Below are 18,046 nucleotides of genomic sequence, written 5' to 3' on the forward strand. Positions count from 1 at the left end.
CGGCGGTCACACGGCCGGGCACGGAGCGGCACCCGGCACACCGACAACCCTCCCACCCGGCCACCGCATGTCAAACGGAACCGGAGCCCACCCGTCGGGCGCTGGATTCCCCGGCGCCGGCAGGCCCGGCACGGCGCGGGCCCGGCAGCCGGACTCCGTCCGGCGCGGTCCGGTCGCGGCGGACGAGCAGGGTGCCGATCACGCAGGCGACAGCCGCGAGGACGAAGCCGTAGGGCGGGGTGCTCCCCGTGGGATGTGTCTCGTACACGAGGGCCGCCGACAGTACGGTCACGACGGTGCGGGCGCGGCCGTGCGAGGCGGTGGCGGCGACGACCGCTGTCCCCCACAGCAGGTACCAGGGCTGCACCATCGGCGAGAGAGCGACGAGGGCGAGCAGCGCGAGCCCGAGGGCGGGCACCGGTTCCACACGTCCGCGATGGGCGCGCCAGGCCAGGTGGAGGATCAGTGCGACCGCTGCCGCGAGCCCCAGCGTCTGGACGACGGACTTGGCCGTGGCCGGGTCGGTGCCGAGGGTCAGGTGCAACAGGTGGCCCAGGCCGAGCCCGATGTCGCTGGTCGCCGACAGGGCGGTGTGGATGGTACTCGCGACGCTCTGCGTGTGCAGCCACCCGAAGCCGGTTCCGGCGAGGAGGGTGGCCGCCACGGCGACCGCCGCCGCGACCAGACCGGGCCCCAGCAGGCCCTTCGCCAGCCGACGGGCGTACGGGCCGGTGGCGGCTCCGGCCACGAGGACGCCGATGAACAGCAGCGCGACGGCCGCCGGGGACTTGACCATCATGGCGAGCCCGACGAGCACACTGCCCGTGACCCAGCGGCCCCGCACGGCGAGGACCACGCCCGCCAGCATGAGCCCGATCATCAGCCCGTCGTTGTGCATGCCGCCGATGACATGCATGAGCAGCAGCGGATTGAGCGCCCCGAGCCAGAGAGCGGCGCTCTCGCTCCTGCCGTGCTCGCGCGCGAGGTGCCGCAGCCCCCACACGATCAGCACGAGCGCGCCCACGGCGATGAGCCGCATGCCCAGCACGGCGGGCACGATCGTCCCGCCCGTCAGCCAGGTCACGGCGCGGGCGAGCACGAGGAAGAAGGGGCCGTACGGTGCGGGGGTGTCCGTCCAGTGCCCGCCGACGCTCGCGGCGGCGTCGCCGCCGAGCCCGCCGGGGTCGAGCACCGAGGGCCCCACGACGTACACGTCGTGCCCTTCGATGACCATGGCGCCCTGGGCGATGTAGCTGTACACGTCGGCGCTGTAGAGCGGCGGTGCCAGCAGCATCGGCGCCGTCCACCAGACGAGGGTGACGAGCGACTCGCGTACCGAGGCGCCCGCCCGGCCGTACTGCCACCAGGCGACGACGAGAAGGGTCAGTCCGGCGTACGCGAGGACGGCGGCGGACGTGGTCAGCGCGGACCCGTGCGGTACCCACAGTCCCCAGGGGTCGCGGGCCGGCAGTTTTCCGGCGGCCCAGCCGCCCATGACGGCCGCGACGGAGCCGGCCGTGCCGAGCCGACGGTATGCGACAGCGCTCATAGCCCACATGACCGGTCAACCTATCGAACGGGTGAACGGGTTCCCAGTCAGGGCCGTTCGGCCGGGTAGTCGGTGGTCAGGCGGCGGGTGTGGCCGGGATCACCGGAAGGCGACCGGCGCCCGGAGGTCGCTGAAGTCGATCGCGCGTTCCGCGTCGCGGAGTGCCTCTTCGGCCACCCTGCGGACCTCGGCCAGTACGTCCCCTTGCTCCTGCACGAGACTGGCGTAGATCGGTGCCTCGGACCTGTCTGCGGAACTCATGTCGAACTTCTCCGTGTATCAGTTGCGTACACTCCCCGCCGGTGGGCGCGAGTGCGGGCCGAGTGTACGTGCTCCGCTCCGCGCGTCGCAGCCCGTATCGCGACAACGCGTCTCAGCCACCATGATCACGTGTGGGGTCTCGCCGGATGCTCTGTCCGGGCGGGGAGGGGCGCGTCAGCGCGCGGGTGGGGGCCTGTCGGCGGGTCCGTCGGCCGGTCCGTCGGGCAGGCCGGAGCTGCGGGGCGGTGCTCCGGAGGGCGCGCCGGCGTCGGCCGCCTCCTCGGGGCCGTCCCCGGCCGGTCCGAGCGGCATGGCACCGCCGCCGCGCAGGCGCTCCAGGTCGCCGGGGCGTACCTGGATGACGATCAGGGCGATCAACGCCGCGACGATCGCCAGGGCGGCGGCGCCGATGAACGCGCTCGAAATGCCCGAGGTCAGCACTTGGTCGCCCCAGCTCCCCGGCAGTTCCCCTGTCCTGCGGAACTCCAGGAGTTCGGCGGGGGTCGCCTCCGCCATGAAGCGCGGGACCTGGTCGGTGGCCTCGTTACGGCTGGCCGTACCGAAGATCGTGACGAGGATGGACAGGCCGAGCGACCCGCCCACCTGCTGCGTGGCGTTGAGGATGCCGGAGGCCGCCCCGGATTCGCGGGGCTCCACCCCCGACACCGCCATCAGCGTCAGCGAGACGAACTGCATACCCATGCCGAGACCGAACACGAGCATGGGCCCGAGGATGCTGCCGAGGTACGTGCTGTCGATGTCCGTCAGCGTCAGCCAGGCGAGTCCCGCCGCAGCCAGGACCGCGCCCACCACCATGAACGGCTTGGGGCCCCACCGGGGCAGCAGCTGCGAGGCGATTCCCGCGCCGACCGCGATGATCACGCTCACCGGCAGGAAGGCGAGACCGGCCCGCAGGGGGCTGAAGCCCAGGATGTTCTGGACGAAGAGCGTCAGGAAGAAGAACATGCCGAACATCGCCGCGGCGAGGCTCAGCATCATTCCGTAGGAGCCGGCGCGATTGCGGTCGCGGAACATCCACAGGGGCGTGATGGGCTGCCTCGACCTGTTCTCGATCAGCAGGTACACGACGAGCAGCACGACGGCTGCGGCGAAGGCGGCGAGCGTCAGGCCGTCGCGCCAGCCGTCCTCGGAGGCGCGGATGAAGCCGTAGACGAGCAACACCATGCCCGCGGTCGACGTGAGCGCGCCGAGGATGTCGAAGTGTCCCGGGTGACGTTCCGACTCACGGATGTAACGGGGCGTCGCGAACACGATCAGAAGGCCGATGGGCACGTTCACGAAGAGGATCCAGCGCCAGTCGAGCCACTCCACGAGCAGCCCGCCCGCGAGCAGGCCGATCGCGCTGCCACCCGCCGACACGGCGGCGAACACACCGAAGGCCCGGTTCCGCTCGGGTCCTTCGCGGAAGGTCGTGGTGATGAGCGCGAGGGCCGTGGGGGAAGCGATGGCGCCGCCGACGCCCTGGAGGGCGCGTGCGGCGAGCAGTTGCCAGGATTCCTGCGAGAGCCCGCCGAGCAGAGAGGCGAAGACGAACAGCAGGATGCCGAACATGAAGACTCTGCGGCGGCCGAGGATGTCGCCCAGCCGGCCTCCGAGCAGGAGCAGACCACCGAAGGTGAGCGTGTAGGCGTTGATCACCCACGACAGCGTCTCGGTGGAGAAGCCCAGCGAGGTCTGGATGTGCGGCAGGGCGATGTTCACGATGGTGATGTCGAGGACCACCATCAACTGGCAGGATGCGATGACCAGCAGCGCCATCCCGCTGCCGCGGCCCCGCTCCGGGGCGGCGGCAGTACGGGAGGGCTTCGCGTGGGAGCTCGTCATGGGTGTGCCTCGCATCAGCGGTGAAGGCAGTGGCTCACCCCATCGACGTTAGGCCTCGGCTCCCACCCCCGCCAATCGATCACCGTGGTCAGCCGCCTACGGCCGCCCGGTGCAGAATCGCGGCCAGTTCCGCGGGCCTGGAGAACATCGGCCAGTGCCCGGTGTCCATCGTGACCAGCTGCCAGTGCTCGCTCCTGAGCAGCTCGGCGACGTCCTCGCTGGGCTCGGCGCCGTCGAGCAGGCATTTGACGTACGTCGCCGGAAGCTCGTCGAGCGGGCGCGCGAGGACGGCGGGCTCGGTCAGCGTGGCGCCCGGATGCGGGGTCGCTCCGGCCACGATCCGCGCGGTCTGTTCGGCGGTCAGGTCCTGGCCCTCGCAGTCCTCGGCGGTAAGCGGCGCCCAGAAGCCTCCGTTGTCCCTGATCGGGGTCTCCAGCTTCTCCCGGCCCTGCCACCAGGCCGAGGCGAACGACTCGCCGTCGGCCGGAACGCTGGAGTCCACGAAGACCACCCGGGTCAGCCGGTCCGCCAGCCGCTCGGCGGCCTGTCCGACCGGAATGCCCGCGTAACTGTGCCCGACCAGGACGACGTCGTGCAGACCGAGGCGCTCCACCTCCTCGACGATGTCCTGGACATGGGTCTGCTGGCCGGCCGCCAGGCCCTTCTTCTCGGCGAGGCCGGTCAGTGTCAACGGGTGCGCGCCGTGCCCCGCCGCCCGCAGTTCGGGCACCACCTCGTCCCAGGCCCACGATCCCAGCCACGCGCCTGCTACCAGTACGAATTCACTCATGCGGGCAATCTAGCGGGAGGGTACGACAGTCGGGCCTCCCCGACGAGTCGACCGGCGCCCGTCACGGCCGTGGGGCCGGGGGCGGACGCCGGTCGTCGGGGTCTGCCGCGGGTCAGCTCACCTGGAGGGTGACGTCGTCCACGACGTAGGAGGTCTGGAGGGACTGGTCCTCCACACCGTTGAACTTCAGGGTGACGGTCTGGCCCGCGAACTGCGAGACGTCATAGGACTTCAGCGCGTATCCGGTGTTCGCGTCCAGGTTGGACAGCGTCGCCAGGGTCTGGCCGCCGAGGGACACGGTGAAGGTGTCATAGGCGACGTTCTCGGTCTCGTCGGTGTCGATGTGCAGATGGAACGAGAGCCGGTGATCGGCGCAGCCCGACGGGATGGTCAGTGACTGCGACGCGCTGTCCGTGCGGGTGCTGCCCCACCCGTTCAGCCATGCCGTGTAGGAACCACCGTGCGGTGGCTGTCCTGCCTGGTTCGTGATGACGCCCGAGGTGGTGGTCCATGGGCTGGTGCCGTTCTCGAAGCCGCCGTTGACGACGAGCTGACGTGCGGTGCACGTCCCGCCGCCCCCGCCGACGGTGAGCGTGTAGGTGGTGCTGTGGCTCACCGTGCCGCTGCCCGTGACCATGAGGGTGTAGGTGCCCTGCTGGACCGTGGCGCCGATCTGAACGGTGAGGGTCGAGGAGTTCCCGGACTGAACGGAGGACGGACTCAGGGTCGCGGTCACGCCGCTGGGCGCGCCGGAGACGGACAGGGCCACGGTCTGCGCGCTGCCGCTCAGGGTGGTGGTCTGCACCGTCGAGGTGACGCTGCCGCCCGGGGCGGCGCTGCCGGACGCCGGGCTGGTGGCGAGGGAGAAGTCCTGCGCCGGGGTGTCGCTGCCGACCGCCTGCTTCCAAACGGCGTAGGCGACTCCGTCCGCGCTGCGGTTCAGGACGGTCGCGTTGATGTTGTTCGTCGTGTCGCAGGAGCTGTGGTAGCAGGGGTCGTAGGCGGCGTTGGCGGTGCCGCCCCACTTGGCGGCCTGCGCCGACGTCTTGCGGGCGCTCGCGCCGGCCGCGTAACCGGAAGTGGGGATGCCGGCGGCCTGGAAGGACGCGTCGTCACTGCGGCCCTGGCCCTCGACGTTCTCCTCGGGGGCGAGATTCAGCGAGGTCCAGTACGCCTTGAGCGGGACGGAGGTGGTGGAGTTGACGTTGTTGATGAAGTAGCCGGCGTTGGTGGAGCCGACCATGTCGAAGTTGTAGTACCCCTTGATCGCGGTGCGCTGGGCGCTGGTCAGCTGGTTGACGTAGAACTCCGAGCCGTTGAGTCCCTGTTCCTCGTCCGTCCACCAGGCGAAGCGCACGTGCTTCGTCATGGTGGGGTTCTTCTGCGCGAGGACGAGCGCGTTCTCCAGCAGGGTCGCGGAGCCCGAGGCGTTGTCGTTGATGCCCGGGCCCGCCGATACGCCGTCGAGGTGCGCCCCGAACATGACGGTCTGCTCGGTGGGACCGCCTGGCCAGTCGGCGATCAGGTTGTTGGACGGGTAGGTGCAGGTGGAGCAGTTCTGCTCGGTGACGGTGTATCCGGCGGACTGGAGCTTGCCCTTCACGTAGGCGAGCGACTGGGTGTGTCCCGCGCTGCCGGCCCGGCGGTGGCCGCCGTTCTGTGAGGCGATGGTGCCGAACTGCGTCAGGTGCGCCTGGACGTTGGTGACGGAGATGTCCGGCGGGTCGGTGCCGGGCTGCGTACCGCCGACGTTGAGCGTGTAGTCGACGGTGTGGGAGAGGGTGGCGCCCTGGCCCTTGACGACGACCTGGGAGGCGCCGGGCGCCGCGTTGGACGTGGCGGAGAGGGTAAGTACCGAGGACTGGCCGGACTGGACCGTCGCCGGGCTGAAGGAGGCGGTCACTCCGGAGGGGAGGCCGGTGGCGGTGAGGGTCACCGACTGGGCCGTGCCGGTGGTGGTGTTGGTGAGCACGGTGGTGGTGACCGAGCCGCCCTGCTGGACGGTACCCGCCGACGGGTTCAGCGCCAGGGAGAAGTCACTGTTCTGTCCGGACGGGGTACAGGTCGGGTCGCCCGCCTGGGCGGGCACACTGATCGCGTCCCAGGCCGCCTTGGTCTTCTGGAAGAGACCGCAGGTGGCGAGGTCGAGCGACTTCGCCGAACTCAGCGTCGCCGTACGGTACTTCTTGTACGACATGCTGCTGGTCTTGAGCAGCATGCCACCGTAGAAGATCTTTCCGGCGTTCTGGATCCCCACGCCCGTCAGCGTGGTCTGGTTGCAGGTCGCGCTGTTGGGCTTTCCGCCGCCCGGGCTGGTGCCCTCGGCCAGCAGGTAGAACCAGTGGTTCAGCGGTCCCGCGGCCGCGTGCACCTCGGTGCCGGGTATCGCGGAGCTGTAGCAGGCCGGGTCGTTGTTGACGGCCGGCGGGTTGTACATGTTCCGGATCGGTCCCCGGCCCTGGAGATTGATCATCTCGCCGACCGTGTAGTCCGGGACGTCGTACGGGGAGGGCTGGTTCATGTACGCCTCGGTCAGCGCCCCGAAGATGTCGCCGGTGCCTTCACCCAGTCCGGATTCCTGGCCGTTGGTGCCGCCCGGGGTGGTGGTGTCGATGGCGTGCCCGTACTCGTGGGCCACCACGTCCGCGCCGGCGATCCACTCGTTGGCGCTGTTGCGGCCGATGGTGACCTGGCTGCCGTCCCAGTAGGCGTTCATCTCGGGCAGGCCGACCTTGGCGGGGAAGCTGCGACCACTGCCGTTGACCCCGTTGCGGCCGAGCCACTGGCCGAGCATGTCCCACTGCTTCTGCGCGGCGAACATGAGGTCCACGCAGCCGGTTTCCCTGGAGGTGGGGTTGCCCGTGCCCCAGGAGTCCGAGGACTTGGAGAAGACGGAGCCCGTGCTGTAGTCCGCGCAGCTGAGTCCGGCCCTGTTGGGGTCGCGCAGGCTGTAGGTGCCGCCCGAGTTCGTGGTGTCGATGGTGAGCGGTCCCGGCCCGTTCCACTTGCTGGTCCCGCTGCCCGCGGCGACCTCGTCGTGGGTGCCGACGACCTTGCCGGTGCGGGCGTCCACGAAGACGTGCAGCCTGCTGGGCGCCTTGTTCGTACGGCCGGAGAGGACCGTCTCCCAGGCCAGGGTCTGCCTGCCTCCGTCGAGTCTGACGACGAGCCGGCTGCCGCGTACCTTGTCGACCTTCGCCAGTTCCGCCCGCGAGACGGTCTCGGCCTTCTTCGCCGTGACGGTCGGGTCCGTCGCCACGTCGATGCGGGCGGAGGACGCCGACTGGAGCGCGCGCACATCGCCGTCGCCGTCGGCGAGGACGACCGCGTCGCCGCCGATGACCGGCAGACCGCGGTAGCTGCGCTCGTAGGCGACGGAGTAGAGGCCCTTCACCCAGGGGGTGACGAGGCGCCGTTCGTACTGTTCCTGCGAGGAGTTGACCAGGGAGTCGAGGCCGCTGTCGACGGCCCGGTCGGCTGCGGCGACCGCGCGCGAGAGCGGGGTCGTGCGTGCGTCGGCGGTCGTTGCCGACGCTTCGGCCGGCTGGGCGACCGATGTACCTGTCAGCCCTGCGATCACTGCCAGTGTCAGACCGGCCGTCACCGTTCTTCGTTTCATCGGGGCTCCAAGACGTGGGGGAGGCTGGTTCGTCGCCGCCGAGTATGGGCGTGAGCATGACGAGTGGGGACATCCCGCCGGGCATAAGACGCGCGTTATGGTGCGCCGGCGGCACGCTGCGTACGCTGCTGAAATGCAGCTGGAATTGAGGCATCTGCAAGCCGTCTGCCGGATAGCGGAAGCGGGCAGTCTGGGTCTCGCGGCGCGCCGGCTCGGGGTGTCGCAGCCCGCCCTCTCCGCTCAGTTGCGCCGGATCGAACGGGTCGCGGGCGGTGAGCTCTTCGTCCGTACCCGGCACGGCGTGGAGCCCACCTCACTGGGCCAGTTCGTGCTGGGCAAGGCGCGCCGGGTACTCAACGAGATGGACGCGCTGGGCGCGGAGTCGCGTGCCTTCGTCACCGGACGGCCGCTGCGTCTCGGCTGCATCCTGCTGGTACTGGTCGACGGCCTGCTGGAGCAGACGGATCTGACCATGTCGGGCCAGGAGATCACCGTGGACCTGGAGCATTCGGCGACCGCGCTGCTCCGTATGCTCGGCGCGGGGCAGTATGACGCCGTCGTGTATGGGGAGGTCAACGAGCACGAAGTACCGCTTCCCGCAGGGGTACTGGCCAGGACGCTGATTCCCAAGGAACCGTTCTGCATACGGATGTCGGCCGAACACCCCCTGGCGGACCGCGAGTACATCGATCTCGCGGACCTGGCCGACGCGTCGTGGATGACCCTGGTCGAGGACGACGACGGCGGCCCCGAGGCCCTGGTCGAGGCCTGCGCCAAGGCCGGGTTCGTCCCGTCGCTGCGCTACCGGATCACCGACCGCAAGATGCACTACGGGCTGATCTCCGCAGGGCGCGCGATCTCCCTCAGCCAGCCGACGGCACCGTACGCGCAGGGCACGGTCCTGCGCCCGCTCGCCGGTACACCGATCACCGGCCGCATCCGCCTCGCCTGGAACCGCTCGACGGTCTCCGCCGAGCAGGCGGAACTCCTCTACCGGGCGGCGGCCCGCGCGTATCTGGCCAATGTGGACAACAACCCCTTCCACCGGGCCTGGTGGGACGCACGCCCGGAGCTGCATCCGGTGCTCGAATAGGGTGGGGCGTTGTTGATCTCAGCGGCACCGAGCGGGAGAAGAGCATGAGCGACGTCACCGGGTTCCAGGACATCTCCCCGACCACCCTCGCCGACGTCCTCGGGCGCGAACAGGTCATGGACATAGGCATCCGCCCGCTGTGGCAGCCGATGCCGCGCGTCGCGGGTCCGGCCTTCACCGTGCGGTGCCCGCCGGGCGGCAACCTCATGCTGCACGCGGCCATCCACCGCGCGGAGCCCGGTTCGGTGGTCGTCGTCGAGGCCGGTGATGTGGACTTCGCGGTGGCCGGGGGGAATGTGTGCGCCGTCGCCCGGCGGCGCGGGATCGCGGCGTTCGTGGTCGACGGAGTGATCCGTGACCTCGCCGAGGTACGCGAGATGGGCTTCCCGGTCTTCGCCAGGGGCGTCATTCCCGTCCCGGGGGCCAAGGAGGGCGTGGCGCCGCTCAACGACCCGGTGCGGTGCGGCGGGGTGCGGGTGAGCGCCGGGGACATCGTCGTGGCCGACGAGGAGGGCATCGTCGTCACTCCGGGAGCCCGTCGTGAGCAGGTGCTCGCCGACGCCCTGGCGAAGGAGGCGAAGGAGGCCGGCGAGTCCCTCGACGACTGGGAGGCGGCACACCGCGCCCGTATCGACGCGATCCTGGGCGACAACGGCTTCGAGGGCTGACACACGCCGTGCGGGGAGGGGTGGCGGGACACGCAACCCCTCTGCAACGTCGAGGGGGGTTCACTGGGGCGGCGCAGCAGCTCCTGGTTTCAGCGGTCGGCTGACTTCAGCGTTCGGAGAAGGGCCCGCAGGTGAACGCACACGAGACGAACCAGCTCCCCGGTGACGTACCCGCTCCGGCCGTGGAGATCACCTCCGCGGCTGCCGCTCTGCTGCGTACGCTGCGGGCGGATCACGGGCCGCTGATGTTCCACCAGTCCGGCGGCTGTTGCGACGGCAGCGCGCCCATGTGCTATCCGGCCGGTGAGTTCCGGACGGGCGACGCGGACGTGCTGCTCGCCTCCCTCGACGTCCCCGGCGTCGCCGAACCGGTCCCCTTCTGGATGTCCAGGAGCCAGTACGAGGTGTGGTCACACACCCGGCTGATCGTCGACGTGGTCGAGGGGCGCGGCAGCGGGTTCTCGCTGGAGGCTCCCGAAGGGGTGCGGTTCCTGATCCGATCGCGGCTCGTCGGCAGCTGAGATCCGGGGCCCGAGGGCCGGTCGGGCGCCCGCGACGATCAGCGCTGCGGTCGCTGCGGAGGCTTCGGGTGCTGCTTGCGGGAGCGGTTGTCCAGCATGGCTCGTCTGATCTCGGCCGCGGTGGCACGGGCGTGTGCCGAGGTCGCCGTGTGGTCCGCCACCGCGGTGACGAAGCGGTGCGTCGGTTGCCGGCACCGTCCGCAGGGCGTGTCGGTGGCGACCAGGTAGCCGTCCTCGCACTGCGGGTCGGAGCAGTGGCCCGGCCTCAGCAGCTGCTCCGTGATCTCCTCGACGCTCCAGCTGCGGCGGCCGTCCTCGTCCTTCTCGTACAGGGCGTGGGACCAGCGCGAGTTCCACCGGCGTTCCATGCGGTCCACGAGCTGGGCGGGCGTGCGGCGGCCCAGCTCCTGGTGGATCAGCTCGTGGATCTCCTGCGGCATGCGACGGCCGAGCGCCTGTGTCAGCGGCTGCGGAATGGCGCGCAGGACGTATCCGACCGGGTCCGCGCCCGCCCGCTGGTGCCAGGTCCGGCATCCGCATTCGCCTTCGGGTGGCATCGGGGTGTGGCAGCGGCCGCACAGACCGCGGCATTCTCCGCAGAGCCCGTCGTTCAGCCCGTCCAGGTGGGGTGCGGGAGACCTGCCGCACTCGCGGCAGCAGGCGGCGCACAGCCCGCAGAGGCGTTCGTTGCCCAGTTTCGTCGTCCAGGTCCGCTGCTGGCACCGGCAGCACAGCCCGGTGTTGCAGTACTCGTGGTGGGCGGCGCCCGACTGCCGTCCGGGGGGTGGGAAGGACATTGCTGCGTTCTCCAGATACGTGGCGGGGCCGTCCGGAGCAGTGCGCGGCCGGGTTCCGTCGCCATTGTCCCGTATCGGACGGAGCTGCGTAGCTGAAAGGGCTGGGTACGGGGAAGAGGCGCAGGTCAGGGGTGCAGGCTGCTGACGACATTCGCCGTCGCGGTGATCCCCTCCTGGATGGTCGGCGCCATGCTCGTGCCCGCGAGGAAGAAGCCGAGCAGGGCGCAGACCAGTGCGTGGGAGACCTTCAGCCCTCCGTTGCGCAGGAAGATCACTGCGAGAATCAGCAGGAGCAGCACCAGTGAGATCGAAATGGCCATGCCAACCTCCTCCGCCGCGCCTGAATTGCGGCATTCGGCCGCCAGTGTGGCGTAGCGAGGGGGCTGTCCGGCGCACTGGCGTGTCCGCCGAACGGGTGTTGACTCGGCGTGACCGTTTCGGCGCGCAGGAGACGGTCAGGAGTCGGCGCGGCCGTCCCGCGCACGGGCGCGGAGGAAGGTCTCCAGTCCGGCCAGGTCGTCGGTGTTGAGGTGGTCGACCCCTGCCGCGAGGAGTTCCGTCCACAGCGCGTCCCGGGCCGGTCCCGGTACGTCGGGTGTCGCCCAGAAGCGGACGCGTCGGCCCTGCCGGTGCGCGGTGTCGACGAGGGTGCGGAGCTTCTCCCGCTCGGCTGCGGGGAAGGGACCCGCGCCCTGCCAGCTGAAGCTCTGGGTCCAGTTGCTGCTGACGAGCGGGATGAAGGAGGCGGTAGCCGGACCGGTGAGGTCGTCGAGGCGGCCGTCGTAGAAGGCGTATCGCGTGCGCTGTGCCTCCATGGGCACGCGGGCGGCCCGGTCGCCGGAGATGACGGGGGTGACCGCCCCGGTATGGACGCGGCCGTTCCTGAAGCGGGTCAGGATCTTGCGGTAGGGCTGGAGCTGCCGGTCGAGTTCGGCGTAGGCGGCGGCGCCCTCGTTCTTGATGTCGATCAGGAGGTGCAACGGGGTGCGGTATCCGCGGTACACGGCACCGTGGTTCGCCGTGACGCGCGCCAGCAGGGGGTCGAGGTAGAGCGAGGCGAGGGTACGGGTGGGGTCGAGCCCGGCGGGTTCGTGGGCCACGAGGAGGTCGCCGCCGACGAGGAAGATGTCCGCCTCCACGCTGGTGAAACCGTGGTCGAGCGCGTCGTGCAGCGGGCGCGGGTGCAGGTAGTCGTTGTGCGCGTGGGCGTGGGTCAGCGGACGCGGGCCCGGCCTGGCGGCGGCGGCCGCCGCCTGAGCGGGTATCACCGCGCCCACGGCCGCGGTGGCGAGTGCGGTGGTGACGACTCTGCGACAGGTCAGGTGGGCCATGGCGTCTCCCTGAAGCGAAGTGGCTGCGTCCGGAGGGGTGGACGCGACCGAGTATGGAGCCGCGCCGCCCCCTGCGGGCAGGTACCTGCCAAGAATTGGGCTGCCCGTCACCCGCTCGTCGACCGCGCCGCACCCGAGGCCGTGACCGGAGAGGTTCACCGGGTCGTCAGGCCACCGCCTTGTCGTCAACCGCCGGACGGGCTTGCAGACCGAGCCCGTCGAGGGGGTCCCCCCAGCGCACGGTCCGGTCGCACCAGCGCTCCAAGAGCACCCGGTCGTGCCCCACGGCCAGCAGCGCCGCGCCGGACTCCGCGCGGTACGTCTCCACGACCGCGACGAGGGCGGCGGTGGTCGACGCGTCGAGCATCGCCGTCATCTCGTCGCAGATCAGCAGCTTCGGGCGGAGCACCAGGGCGCGGGCGAGACAGGCCCGTTGCAGCTGGCCGTCGCTGACCGCGTGCGGGCGGCGCCCCAGCAGTTCGTCGGTGAGTCCGACCTCCCGCGCCAGCTCCCCCACGCGCCCGGTGACTTCGTGGCGCCGCCCGGTGGACCTCAGTGGCTGGGCGATGAGCTCGCGCAGGCTCAGTCGGGGATCGGCGGAGAGTCGCGGCTGCTGGAACACGACGCCCACCGCGGTGCGCTGCGCCTGCGGGGCACGGTGACGCCAGCCCCGTACCGGAGTGCCGTCGAGGGTGACGGTGCCGGAATCGGGGCGGTGCAGCAGCGCGGCGACCCGCGCCAGCGTCGACTTTCCGCAGCCGCTCGGGCCGAGCAGCCCGACTGACTCGCCCGGGGCGACAGCGAGCGAGACGTCGCGCACGACGGGGTCGCGCCGGTCGTAACCGGCGGTGACGCGGCTCAGCTCAAGCATCGGCGTGCTCCTCGGCTCGGCGGACGTCGTCGCTCGTGACGTGGTGGCAGGCGACCCCGCTCTCGAACGACGGCTGTCGCCCGCATTGTGCGTCGGCGCGGGGGCACCGGGCGGCGAATGCGCACCCTTCGGGCAGGTCACCGAGCTCGGGCGGCATGCCGGGGATCGGGGCGAACTCCCGCTCCGGCAGGGCTTCCAGCAGTCCCCGCGCATACGGGTGGCGGGGGCCGGGCCGGCCGAAGAAGGCATCGGCCCCGGCAAGCTCGACGATGCGGCCCGCGTACATCACCGCGACACGGTCGGCGATCCGCTCGGCCGCCGCCAGGTCGTGGGTGATGATCAGCAGCGCCCGGCCCCCGTCGGTGTGGCGCCGCAGTTCGTCGACGGTCCGCTCGACGAGTTCCCGGTCGAGCCCGGTGGTGGGTTCGTCGGCGAGGAGCAGCGGCGCGTCCCCGATGAGGGCGAGCGCGGTCGCGGCGCGCTGGGCGAGACCGCCGGAGAGTTCGTGCGGGTAGCGGTCGAGGTGGTCGGCGGGGAACGCGGCACGTTCGGCCGCCGCGTGCGCCGCCGGCCGCAGCTCGGCTCCCCGTGCCCCGGTCAGTTCGCGCAGGGTCTCCTCCAGCTGTGAACGGACCGTCCGTACGGGGGTGAGGTGGGCGGCGGGGCTCTGCGGTACGAGCCCGATCCGGCGGCCCCGCACGGTGCGGGCGAGGGTGCGTTCGCCGACCGTGAGCAGGTCGGTGCCTCCGCCGTCGGTGCCTCCGCCGAGGAACGCGGCGCCCGAGGTCTCGGCGTTCGCGGGCAGCAGCCCGAGCAGTGCCGAGGCGAGTACGGACTTGCCGCAGCCGCTCTCGCCGACCAGGGCCAGGCACTCCCCCGCCGCGAGGTCGAAGGTGGCGTCGGTGACCGCGGCGATGTGCCGGCCGCCGCGCATCCGGAAGCGGACGGACAGCCCGGCCACGGAGAGAACGGGCGGGGTCCCTCCGGTGGCCGGTGTCGCAGGTGTCTTCTTCACAGCGTCAGCTCCGATCGGCTTCACAGCATCAGCTCCGATCGCCGGCGCGGATTGATCCGCTCCCGCCAGGCGCCGGCGATCCCCGCCAGGGCGAGGGTCGGAATGATCAGGAAGAGGCCGGGGAAGAGGGTCGGCCACCAGTCCCCCGCCAGCAGCGAACCGCGCGCGGACTGCACGAGATTGCCGAGGCTCGCCTGGTGGGTGGGCAGCCCGAGGCCCAGGAAGGACAGCGCGGACTCGTGCCACATGGCGTGCGGCACCATGAGCACCGCCGCGAGACCGGCCTGCGGCAGCACTCCGGGCAGCAGATGCCGCACGATGACGCGGCCGCGTGAGGCGCCGCCGGAGATCGCCGCGTCGATGAACGGCCGTGAGCGCAGCGACAGCACCTCCGAGCGGACGATCCGCGCCGTCGACAGCCAGTGGGTCAGCGCCACGGACACGATCACGGGCCAGACGCCGGGCCGGAACATCGCCACGATGAAGATGCCGAGCAGCAGGTGCGGAATGGACGAGAAGGTGTCGACCAGCCGCATGACGACCCGGTCGGTCCAGCCGCCGAACGCCGCGGCGAGCGCGCCGACCGCCGTGCCGATGACGGTGGCGGTGAGCGCGGCGACGAGTCCGACGAGCAGCGAGACCCGCAGCCCGTACACACAGCGCAGCAGCAGGTCCCGGCCGACGTCGTCCGTGCCGAACGGGTGGGCCGGGGACGGGGGCTGGAGTTTGGCCCCGAGGTCGACGGCCTGCTGGTCGAGCTGGACCAGCGGGGGCACGAGGAGGACGGCGAGCGCGACCGCGATGAGGATGCCGGCCGAGGTGACGACCCGGGTGCGGCGGGCGGCGCCGCGGGCGGGCCGGAGCGCGAGGTCAGCCATCGAAGCCCACTCTCGGGTCGGCGAGTCCGTACAGCAGGTCGGAGAGGAGGTTCCCGATGAGCACGGCCGCGGTGGCGAGCACGGTGAGCGCGGCGAGCAGCGAGAAGTCCACGGAGGTGGCGGCCTGCACGGTGGCCGCGGCGATGCCGGGCCAGCTGAAGACCGTCTCGACGAGCAGCGCGCCGGTGATGAGTTCGGGGACGCGGGAACCGATGAGCGTGAGCATCGGGAGCATTCCGGAGCGCAGGGCGTGCCCCAGGAGCACGGTGCGTTCGCGCAGTCCGCGGGCGCGGGCGCCGCGTACCGGGTCCTCGTCCAGGGCGTCGGCGACCCCCTGGCGTACGTACAGGAAGAACCAGGGCAGCTGGGAGATCCCGAGTACGCCCGCGGGCAGCACCAGGTGCGTGGCGACCTGGCCGAGGGTGACGGTGTCGCTGGCGGCATCGGTGAGTCCGCCGGCCGGGAGGATGTCCAGCTCCAGGGCGAAGAACCAGATGGCGAGCAGTCCGAGCCAGAAGGCGGGTGCCGCCTCCAGGGTGTACGCGGCGGAGCTGACGCAGCGGTCGAGCGCGCCGCCGGGGCGGCGGGCCGCCAGGACACCGAGTGCGGTGCCGAGGAGGATGGCGACGACGAACGCACAGGCCGCCAGGAGTACGGACCAGCCGGCGCGTTCACCGATGACGTCGGCGACGGGCATCCGCAGCACGCTGGAGTCGCCGAGGTCGCCCTGAACGGCGGAGGTCAGCCAGTCCCACCAGCGGGTGACCAGGGGCTGGTCGACGCCGAGGTTGGCCCGGAGCTGGTCGAGGTTCTCCTGCGAGGCGGTGAGGCCCGCCGTGCCCGCGTAGGCCTTGACGGGGTCGAAGGGGGATGCGGCGGCGACGGCGAAGACGCCGAAGGTGACGGCGACGAGGACGGGCACGGCGAACAGGGCCCGCCGTGCCGTCATCCGTGCCATCGGCCCCCAGGGGAGGCGGTGGCTCACGAGTCCGCGCCCTCGGGGGTCCACTTCTCGACGTTCCACCAGGGGCCGGAGGCCAGCCCGTGGTCGTGCGGCTCGATTTGGGTGGTGAGGTCACCGAAGCGGCTGCCGACGACGTACACGTGGTCGATGTGGGTGAGGAAGGTGTAGCCGGGGTCCTTGGCGAGCTCGCGCTGGACGGTGTCGTACGCGGCCTTGCGGGCGGCCGGGTTGCCGCTCCTTCGGCCCGCTTCGACGGCCTCGTCGACGGTCTTGTTGTCGTACCAGGCCATGTTGTTGAAGCCGTCGCCCGCCAGGGTGGACTTCAGCAGCGTGTACTGGTCGAAGTCGGGGTCGGCGGGTGATCCGCCGCCCGCGAGGACGGCGTCCTGCTTCATCCGGGGCTGGATGACCTCCCAGGTGCCGGCCTCGGTGGTGATGTCGATGCCCGCCTTCCTGGCGTCGGACGCGTAGGCGAGGGCGTGTTCCTGGCGGAGCTTGTCGCCGGTGAGGTACCAGAGCGGGAAGGCGGCGCGCACACCGTCCTTGGTACGGACGCCGTCCTTGCCCGGCTTCCAGCCCGCCTCGTCGAGGATCTTCTTCGCCGCGTCGAGGTCGTGGACGCGTTCGGTGCCCTTGGCGAACCACTCGCTGTCGGTCGGGACGGGGCCGTAGGCGGGCTTGCCCGCCCCGTTGAGGATGGCGTCGACCATGGCCTCGCGGTCGACGGCGAGGTCGAGGGCGCGTCGTACCGCGCGGTCTCCGGCGACCTTGTTGTGGGTCGGGAGGGTCACCGTGCGGTAGTCGTACGTCTTCGCGGTGTACGTGCTGAGACCGTCCTCGCCCTTGAAGCCTTCGGCGAGGTTGGGCGGGAGGATCGCCCCGTCGAGGTCGCCGGAGCGCAGCCGGGTGGCGCGTACGTCGTCGTCCTTGATGATCGCCATGGTGAACTTCTTCACCTTCGGCTCGCCGCCCCAGTAGCCGGGGTTGGCCCTGAAGCTCAGCTTCTCGCCCTTGGACCAGTTGGTGAGGAGGTAGGGGCCGGTGCCGATGGGCCGTGTGGTGAAGGTCCCGCTGTTGACGTCCTGCCTGCCCGCGACGTGTTCGGGGGCGATGGGCAGGACGGTGCGCTGGGCGAAGGGCGCGTAGGGGTACTTGAGGGTGAAGACCACTGTGTCCTCACCGACGGCCCTGACGTCCTTGATGGCGTCCAGCTCGGTGCGCGAGGGGTTGTTCGTCTTCTCGTCCAGGATGGTCCGGTAGGTGAAGACGACGTCCTTGGCACCGAACGGCCTGCCGTCGCTGAACTTCACGCCCTGGCGGAGCTTGTACGTGTAGGTGAGCCCGTTGTCGCCGACCTCGGGCAGCGCGGTGGCGAGGGCGGGCCGCAGCTCCATGTTCTCGTCGAGGGCCAGCAGCCCGTCGAATATCTTGGAGTTGCCGTCCTTGCCGTAGCCGAGCAAGGGGCTGAGGCTGTCGGGCTCGTACGCGATCCCCACGACCGCGGAGTCCGCGGAAGCGCCCCCCTTGCCGGAACTGCCCGGATTCGAGCAGGCTGCCGCGGTGATCGAGAGCACGGCCGCCAGCGCGATCGCGGCCCCTCCCCGTACCGATCGGGCCCTCATACGCTGCACATCCCTATTGAAGATCCACCGTTATTGCGAATGCTTCGCAATTAAACCGCACGGGTCGGGGGCCGCGGTACCCGGCCTCGGCCGGACATGCCGGAGCGGGGGGGGGGGGGGGGGGGTTCCCCCCCCCCCCCCCCCCCCCCCCCCCCCCCCCCCCCCACCACCCCCCCCCCACCCCCCCCCCCCCCCCCCCCCCCCCCCCCCCCCCCCCCCCCC

General features: G+C 71.2%; 16 protein-coding genes. 3 read left to right on the top strand and 13 right to left on the bottom strand.

From position 1 onward, the window contains the following. Positions 1–70: 70 nt before the first annotated feature. The 5 genes from mptB to AC07FA_RS06440 form a co-directional block, all read right to left on the bottom strand. Positions 71–1,558, bottom strand: coding sequence for a polyprenol phosphomannose-dependent alpha 1,6 mannosyltransferase MptB (gene mptB / locus AC07FA_RS06420; protein WP_479073566.1), 1,488 nt, complete (start codon positions 1,556–1,558; stop codon positions 71–73). A gap of 90 nt (positions 1,559–1,648) precedes the next feature. Then, entirely contained in the window at positions 1,649–1,810 is a 162-nt protein-coding gene (locus AC07FA_RS06425) for a hypothetical protein (protein WP_479073567.1), read from the bottom strand. A gap of 174 nt (positions 1,811–1,984) precedes the next feature. Further along, entirely contained in the window at positions 1,985–3,655 is a 1,671-nt protein-coding gene (locus AC07FA_RS06430; RefSeq protein ID WP_479073568.1) for an MFS transporter, read from the bottom strand. An 88-nt stretch (positions 3,656–3,743) separates the two neighbouring features. Beyond that, complete coding sequence (locus tag AC07FA_RS06435; RefSeq protein WP_479073569.1) at positions 3,744–4,445, bottom strand: alpha/beta fold hydrolase; 702 nt, start codon at positions 4,443–4,445, stop codon at positions 3,744–3,746. A gap of 112 nt (positions 4,446–4,557) precedes the next feature. Then, positions 4,558–8,064 carry a M28 family peptidase gene (locus AC07FA_RS06440; RefSeq protein ID WP_479073570.1) on the bottom strand — a complete coding sequence of 1,169 codons (3,507 nt, stop codon included), beginning with the start codon at positions 8,062–8,064 and terminating at the stop codon, positions 4,558–4,560. A 133-nt stretch (positions 8,065–8,197) separates the two neighbouring features. Here AC07FA_RS06440 and AC07FA_RS06445 point away from each other — a divergent pair, with 133 nt between their 5' ends. From AC07FA_RS06445 to AC07FA_RS06455, 3 genes are all read left to right on the top strand, one after another. Further along, positions 8,198–9,157 (top strand): LysR family transcriptional regulator, encoded by a 960-nt coding sequence (locus AC07FA_RS06445; protein ID WP_479073571.1) that lies wholly within the window; start codon positions 8,198–8,200, stop codon positions 9,155–9,157. Between the two features lie 44 nt (positions 9,158–9,201). Further along, a complete protein-coding gene (locus tag AC07FA_RS06450) occupies positions 9,202–9,825 on the top strand; it encodes an RraA family protein (protein ID WP_479073572.1) in 624 nt (207 codons plus the stop codon). Between the two features lie 131 nt (positions 9,826–9,956). After that, positions 9,957–10,346: a DUF779 domain-containing protein gene (locus AC07FA_RS06455; protein ID WP_479073573.1), complete on the top strand. Its 390-nt coding sequence runs from the start codon at positions 9,957–9,959 to the stop codon at positions 10,344–10,346. 38 nt (positions 10,347–10,384) lie between these two features. Here AC07FA_RS06455 and AC07FA_RS06460 read toward each other — a convergent pair whose 3' ends face one another. The 8 genes from AC07FA_RS06460 to AC07FA_RS06495 form a co-directional block, all read right to left on the bottom strand. Continuing rightward, positions 10,385–11,143: a hypothetical protein gene (locus tag AC07FA_RS06460; RefSeq protein WP_479073574.1), complete on the bottom strand. Its 759-nt coding sequence runs from the start codon at positions 11,141–11,143 to the stop codon at positions 10,385–10,387. Positions 11,144–11,268: 125 nt separating this feature from the next. Next, the gene (locus AC07FA_RS06465) at positions 11,269–11,463 is read right to left on the bottom strand and encodes a hypothetical protein (RefSeq protein ID WP_479073575.1); all 195 of its coding nucleotides are present in this window, start codon (positions 11,461–11,463) and stop codon (positions 11,269–11,271) included. A 135-nt stretch (positions 11,464–11,598) separates the two neighbouring features. Continuing rightward, on the bottom strand, positions 11,599–12,474 hold the full coding sequence (locus AC07FA_RS06470) for a phosphatidylinositol-specific phospholipase C/glycerophosphodiester phosphodiesterase family protein (RefSeq protein WP_479073576.1): 876 nt from the start codon (positions 12,472–12,474) through the stop codon (positions 11,599–11,601). A 166-nt stretch (positions 12,475–12,640) separates the two neighbouring features. Next, entirely contained in the window at positions 12,641–13,345 is a 705-nt protein-coding gene (locus AC07FA_RS06475) for an ABC transporter ATP-binding protein (protein ID WP_479073577.1), read from the bottom strand. Further along, positions 13,338–14,279, bottom strand: coding sequence for an ABC transporter ATP-binding protein (locus AC07FA_RS06480; protein ID WP_479074241.1), 942 nt, complete (start codon positions 14,277–14,279; stop codon positions 13,338–13,340). Before AC07FA_RS06480 ends, AC07FA_RS06475 begins: the two co-directional genes overlap by 8 nt. A gap of 101 nt (positions 14,280–14,380) precedes the next feature. Beyond that, a complete protein-coding gene (locus AC07FA_RS06485) occupies positions 14,381–15,238 on the bottom strand; it encodes an ABC transporter permease (protein ID WP_479073578.1) in 858 nt (285 codons plus the stop codon). After that, on the bottom strand, positions 15,231–16,196 hold the full coding sequence (locus tag AC07FA_RS06490) for an ABC transporter permease (RefSeq protein WP_479074243.1): 966 nt from the start codon (positions 16,194–16,196) through the stop codon (positions 15,231–15,233). The genes AC07FA_RS06485 and AC07FA_RS06490 overlap by 8 nt, the downstream gene beginning before the upstream one ends. 23 nt (positions 16,197–16,219) lie before the next feature. Further along, on the bottom strand, positions 16,220–17,824 hold the full coding sequence (locus AC07FA_RS06495) for an ABC transporter substrate-binding protein (protein ID WP_479073579.1): 1,605 nt from the start codon (positions 17,822–17,824) through the stop codon (positions 16,220–16,222). Positions 17,825–18,046: the final 222 nt, after the last annotated feature.

This window comes from Streptomyces sp. NPDC045968 (assembly GCF_056430475.1).

What these genes read in the sequence shown, in the direction of transcription:
- mptB (WP_479073566.1), bottom strand. Translation starts at nt 1,558, where the DNA reads ATGTGGGCTATGAGCGCTGTCGCATACCGTCGGCTCGGCACGGCCGGC.
- AC07FA_RS06425 (WP_479073567.1), bottom strand. Translation starts at nt 1,810, where the DNA reads ATGAGTTCCGCAGACAGGTCCGAGGCACCGATCTACGCCAGTCTCGTG.
- AC07FA_RS06430 (WP_479073568.1), bottom strand. Translation starts at nt 3,655, where the DNA reads ATGACGAGCTCCCACGCGAAGCCCTCCCGTACTGCCGCCGCCCCGGAG.
- AC07FA_RS06435 (WP_479073569.1), bottom strand. Translation starts at nt 4,445, where the DNA reads ATGAGTGAATTCGTACTGGTAGCAGGCGCGTGGCTGGGATCGTGGGCC.
- AC07FA_RS06440 (WP_479073570.1), bottom strand. Translation starts at nt 8,064, where the DNA reads ATGAAACGAAGAACGGTGACGGCCGGTCTGACACTGGCAGTGATCGCA.
- AC07FA_RS06445 (WP_479073571.1), top strand. Translation starts at nt 8,198, where the DNA reads ATGCAGCTGGAATTGAGGCATCTGCAAGCCGTCTGCCGGATAGCGGAA.
- AC07FA_RS06450 (WP_479073572.1), top strand. Translation starts at nt 9,202, where the DNA reads ATGAGCGACGTCACCGGGTTCCAGGACATCTCCCCGACCACCCTCGCC.
- AC07FA_RS06460 (WP_479073574.1), bottom strand. Translation starts at nt 11,143, where the DNA reads ATGTCCTTCCCACCCCCCGGACGGCAGTCGGGCGCCGCCCACCACGAG.
- AC07FA_RS06465 (WP_479073575.1), bottom strand. Translation starts at nt 11,463, where the DNA reads ATGGCCATTTCGATCTCACTGGTGCTGCTCCTGCTGATTCTCGCAGTG.
- AC07FA_RS06470 (WP_479073576.1), bottom strand. Translation starts at nt 12,474, where the DNA reads ATGGCCCACCTGACCTGTCGCAGAGTCGTCACCACCGCACTCGCCACC.
- AC07FA_RS06475 (WP_479073577.1), bottom strand. Translation starts at nt 13,345, where the DNA reads ATGCTTGAGCTGAGCCGCGTCACCGCCGGTTACGACCGGCGCGACCCC.
- AC07FA_RS06480 (WP_479074241.1), bottom strand. Translation starts at nt 14,279, where the DNA reads ATGCGCGGCGGCCGGCACATCGCCGCGGTCACCGACGCCACCTTCGAC.
- AC07FA_RS06485 (WP_479073578.1), bottom strand. Translation starts at nt 15,238, where the DNA reads ATGGCTGACCTCGCGCTCCGGCCCGCCCGCGGCGCCGCCCGCCGCACC.
- AC07FA_RS06490 (WP_479074243.1), bottom strand. Translation starts at nt 16,196, where the DNA reads ATGGCACGGATGACGGCACGGCGGGCCCTGTTCGCCGTGCCCGTCCTC.
- AC07FA_RS06495 (WP_479073579.1), bottom strand. Translation starts at nt 17,824, where the DNA reads ATGAGGGCCCGATCGGTACGGGGAGGGGCCGCGATCGCGCTGGCGGCC.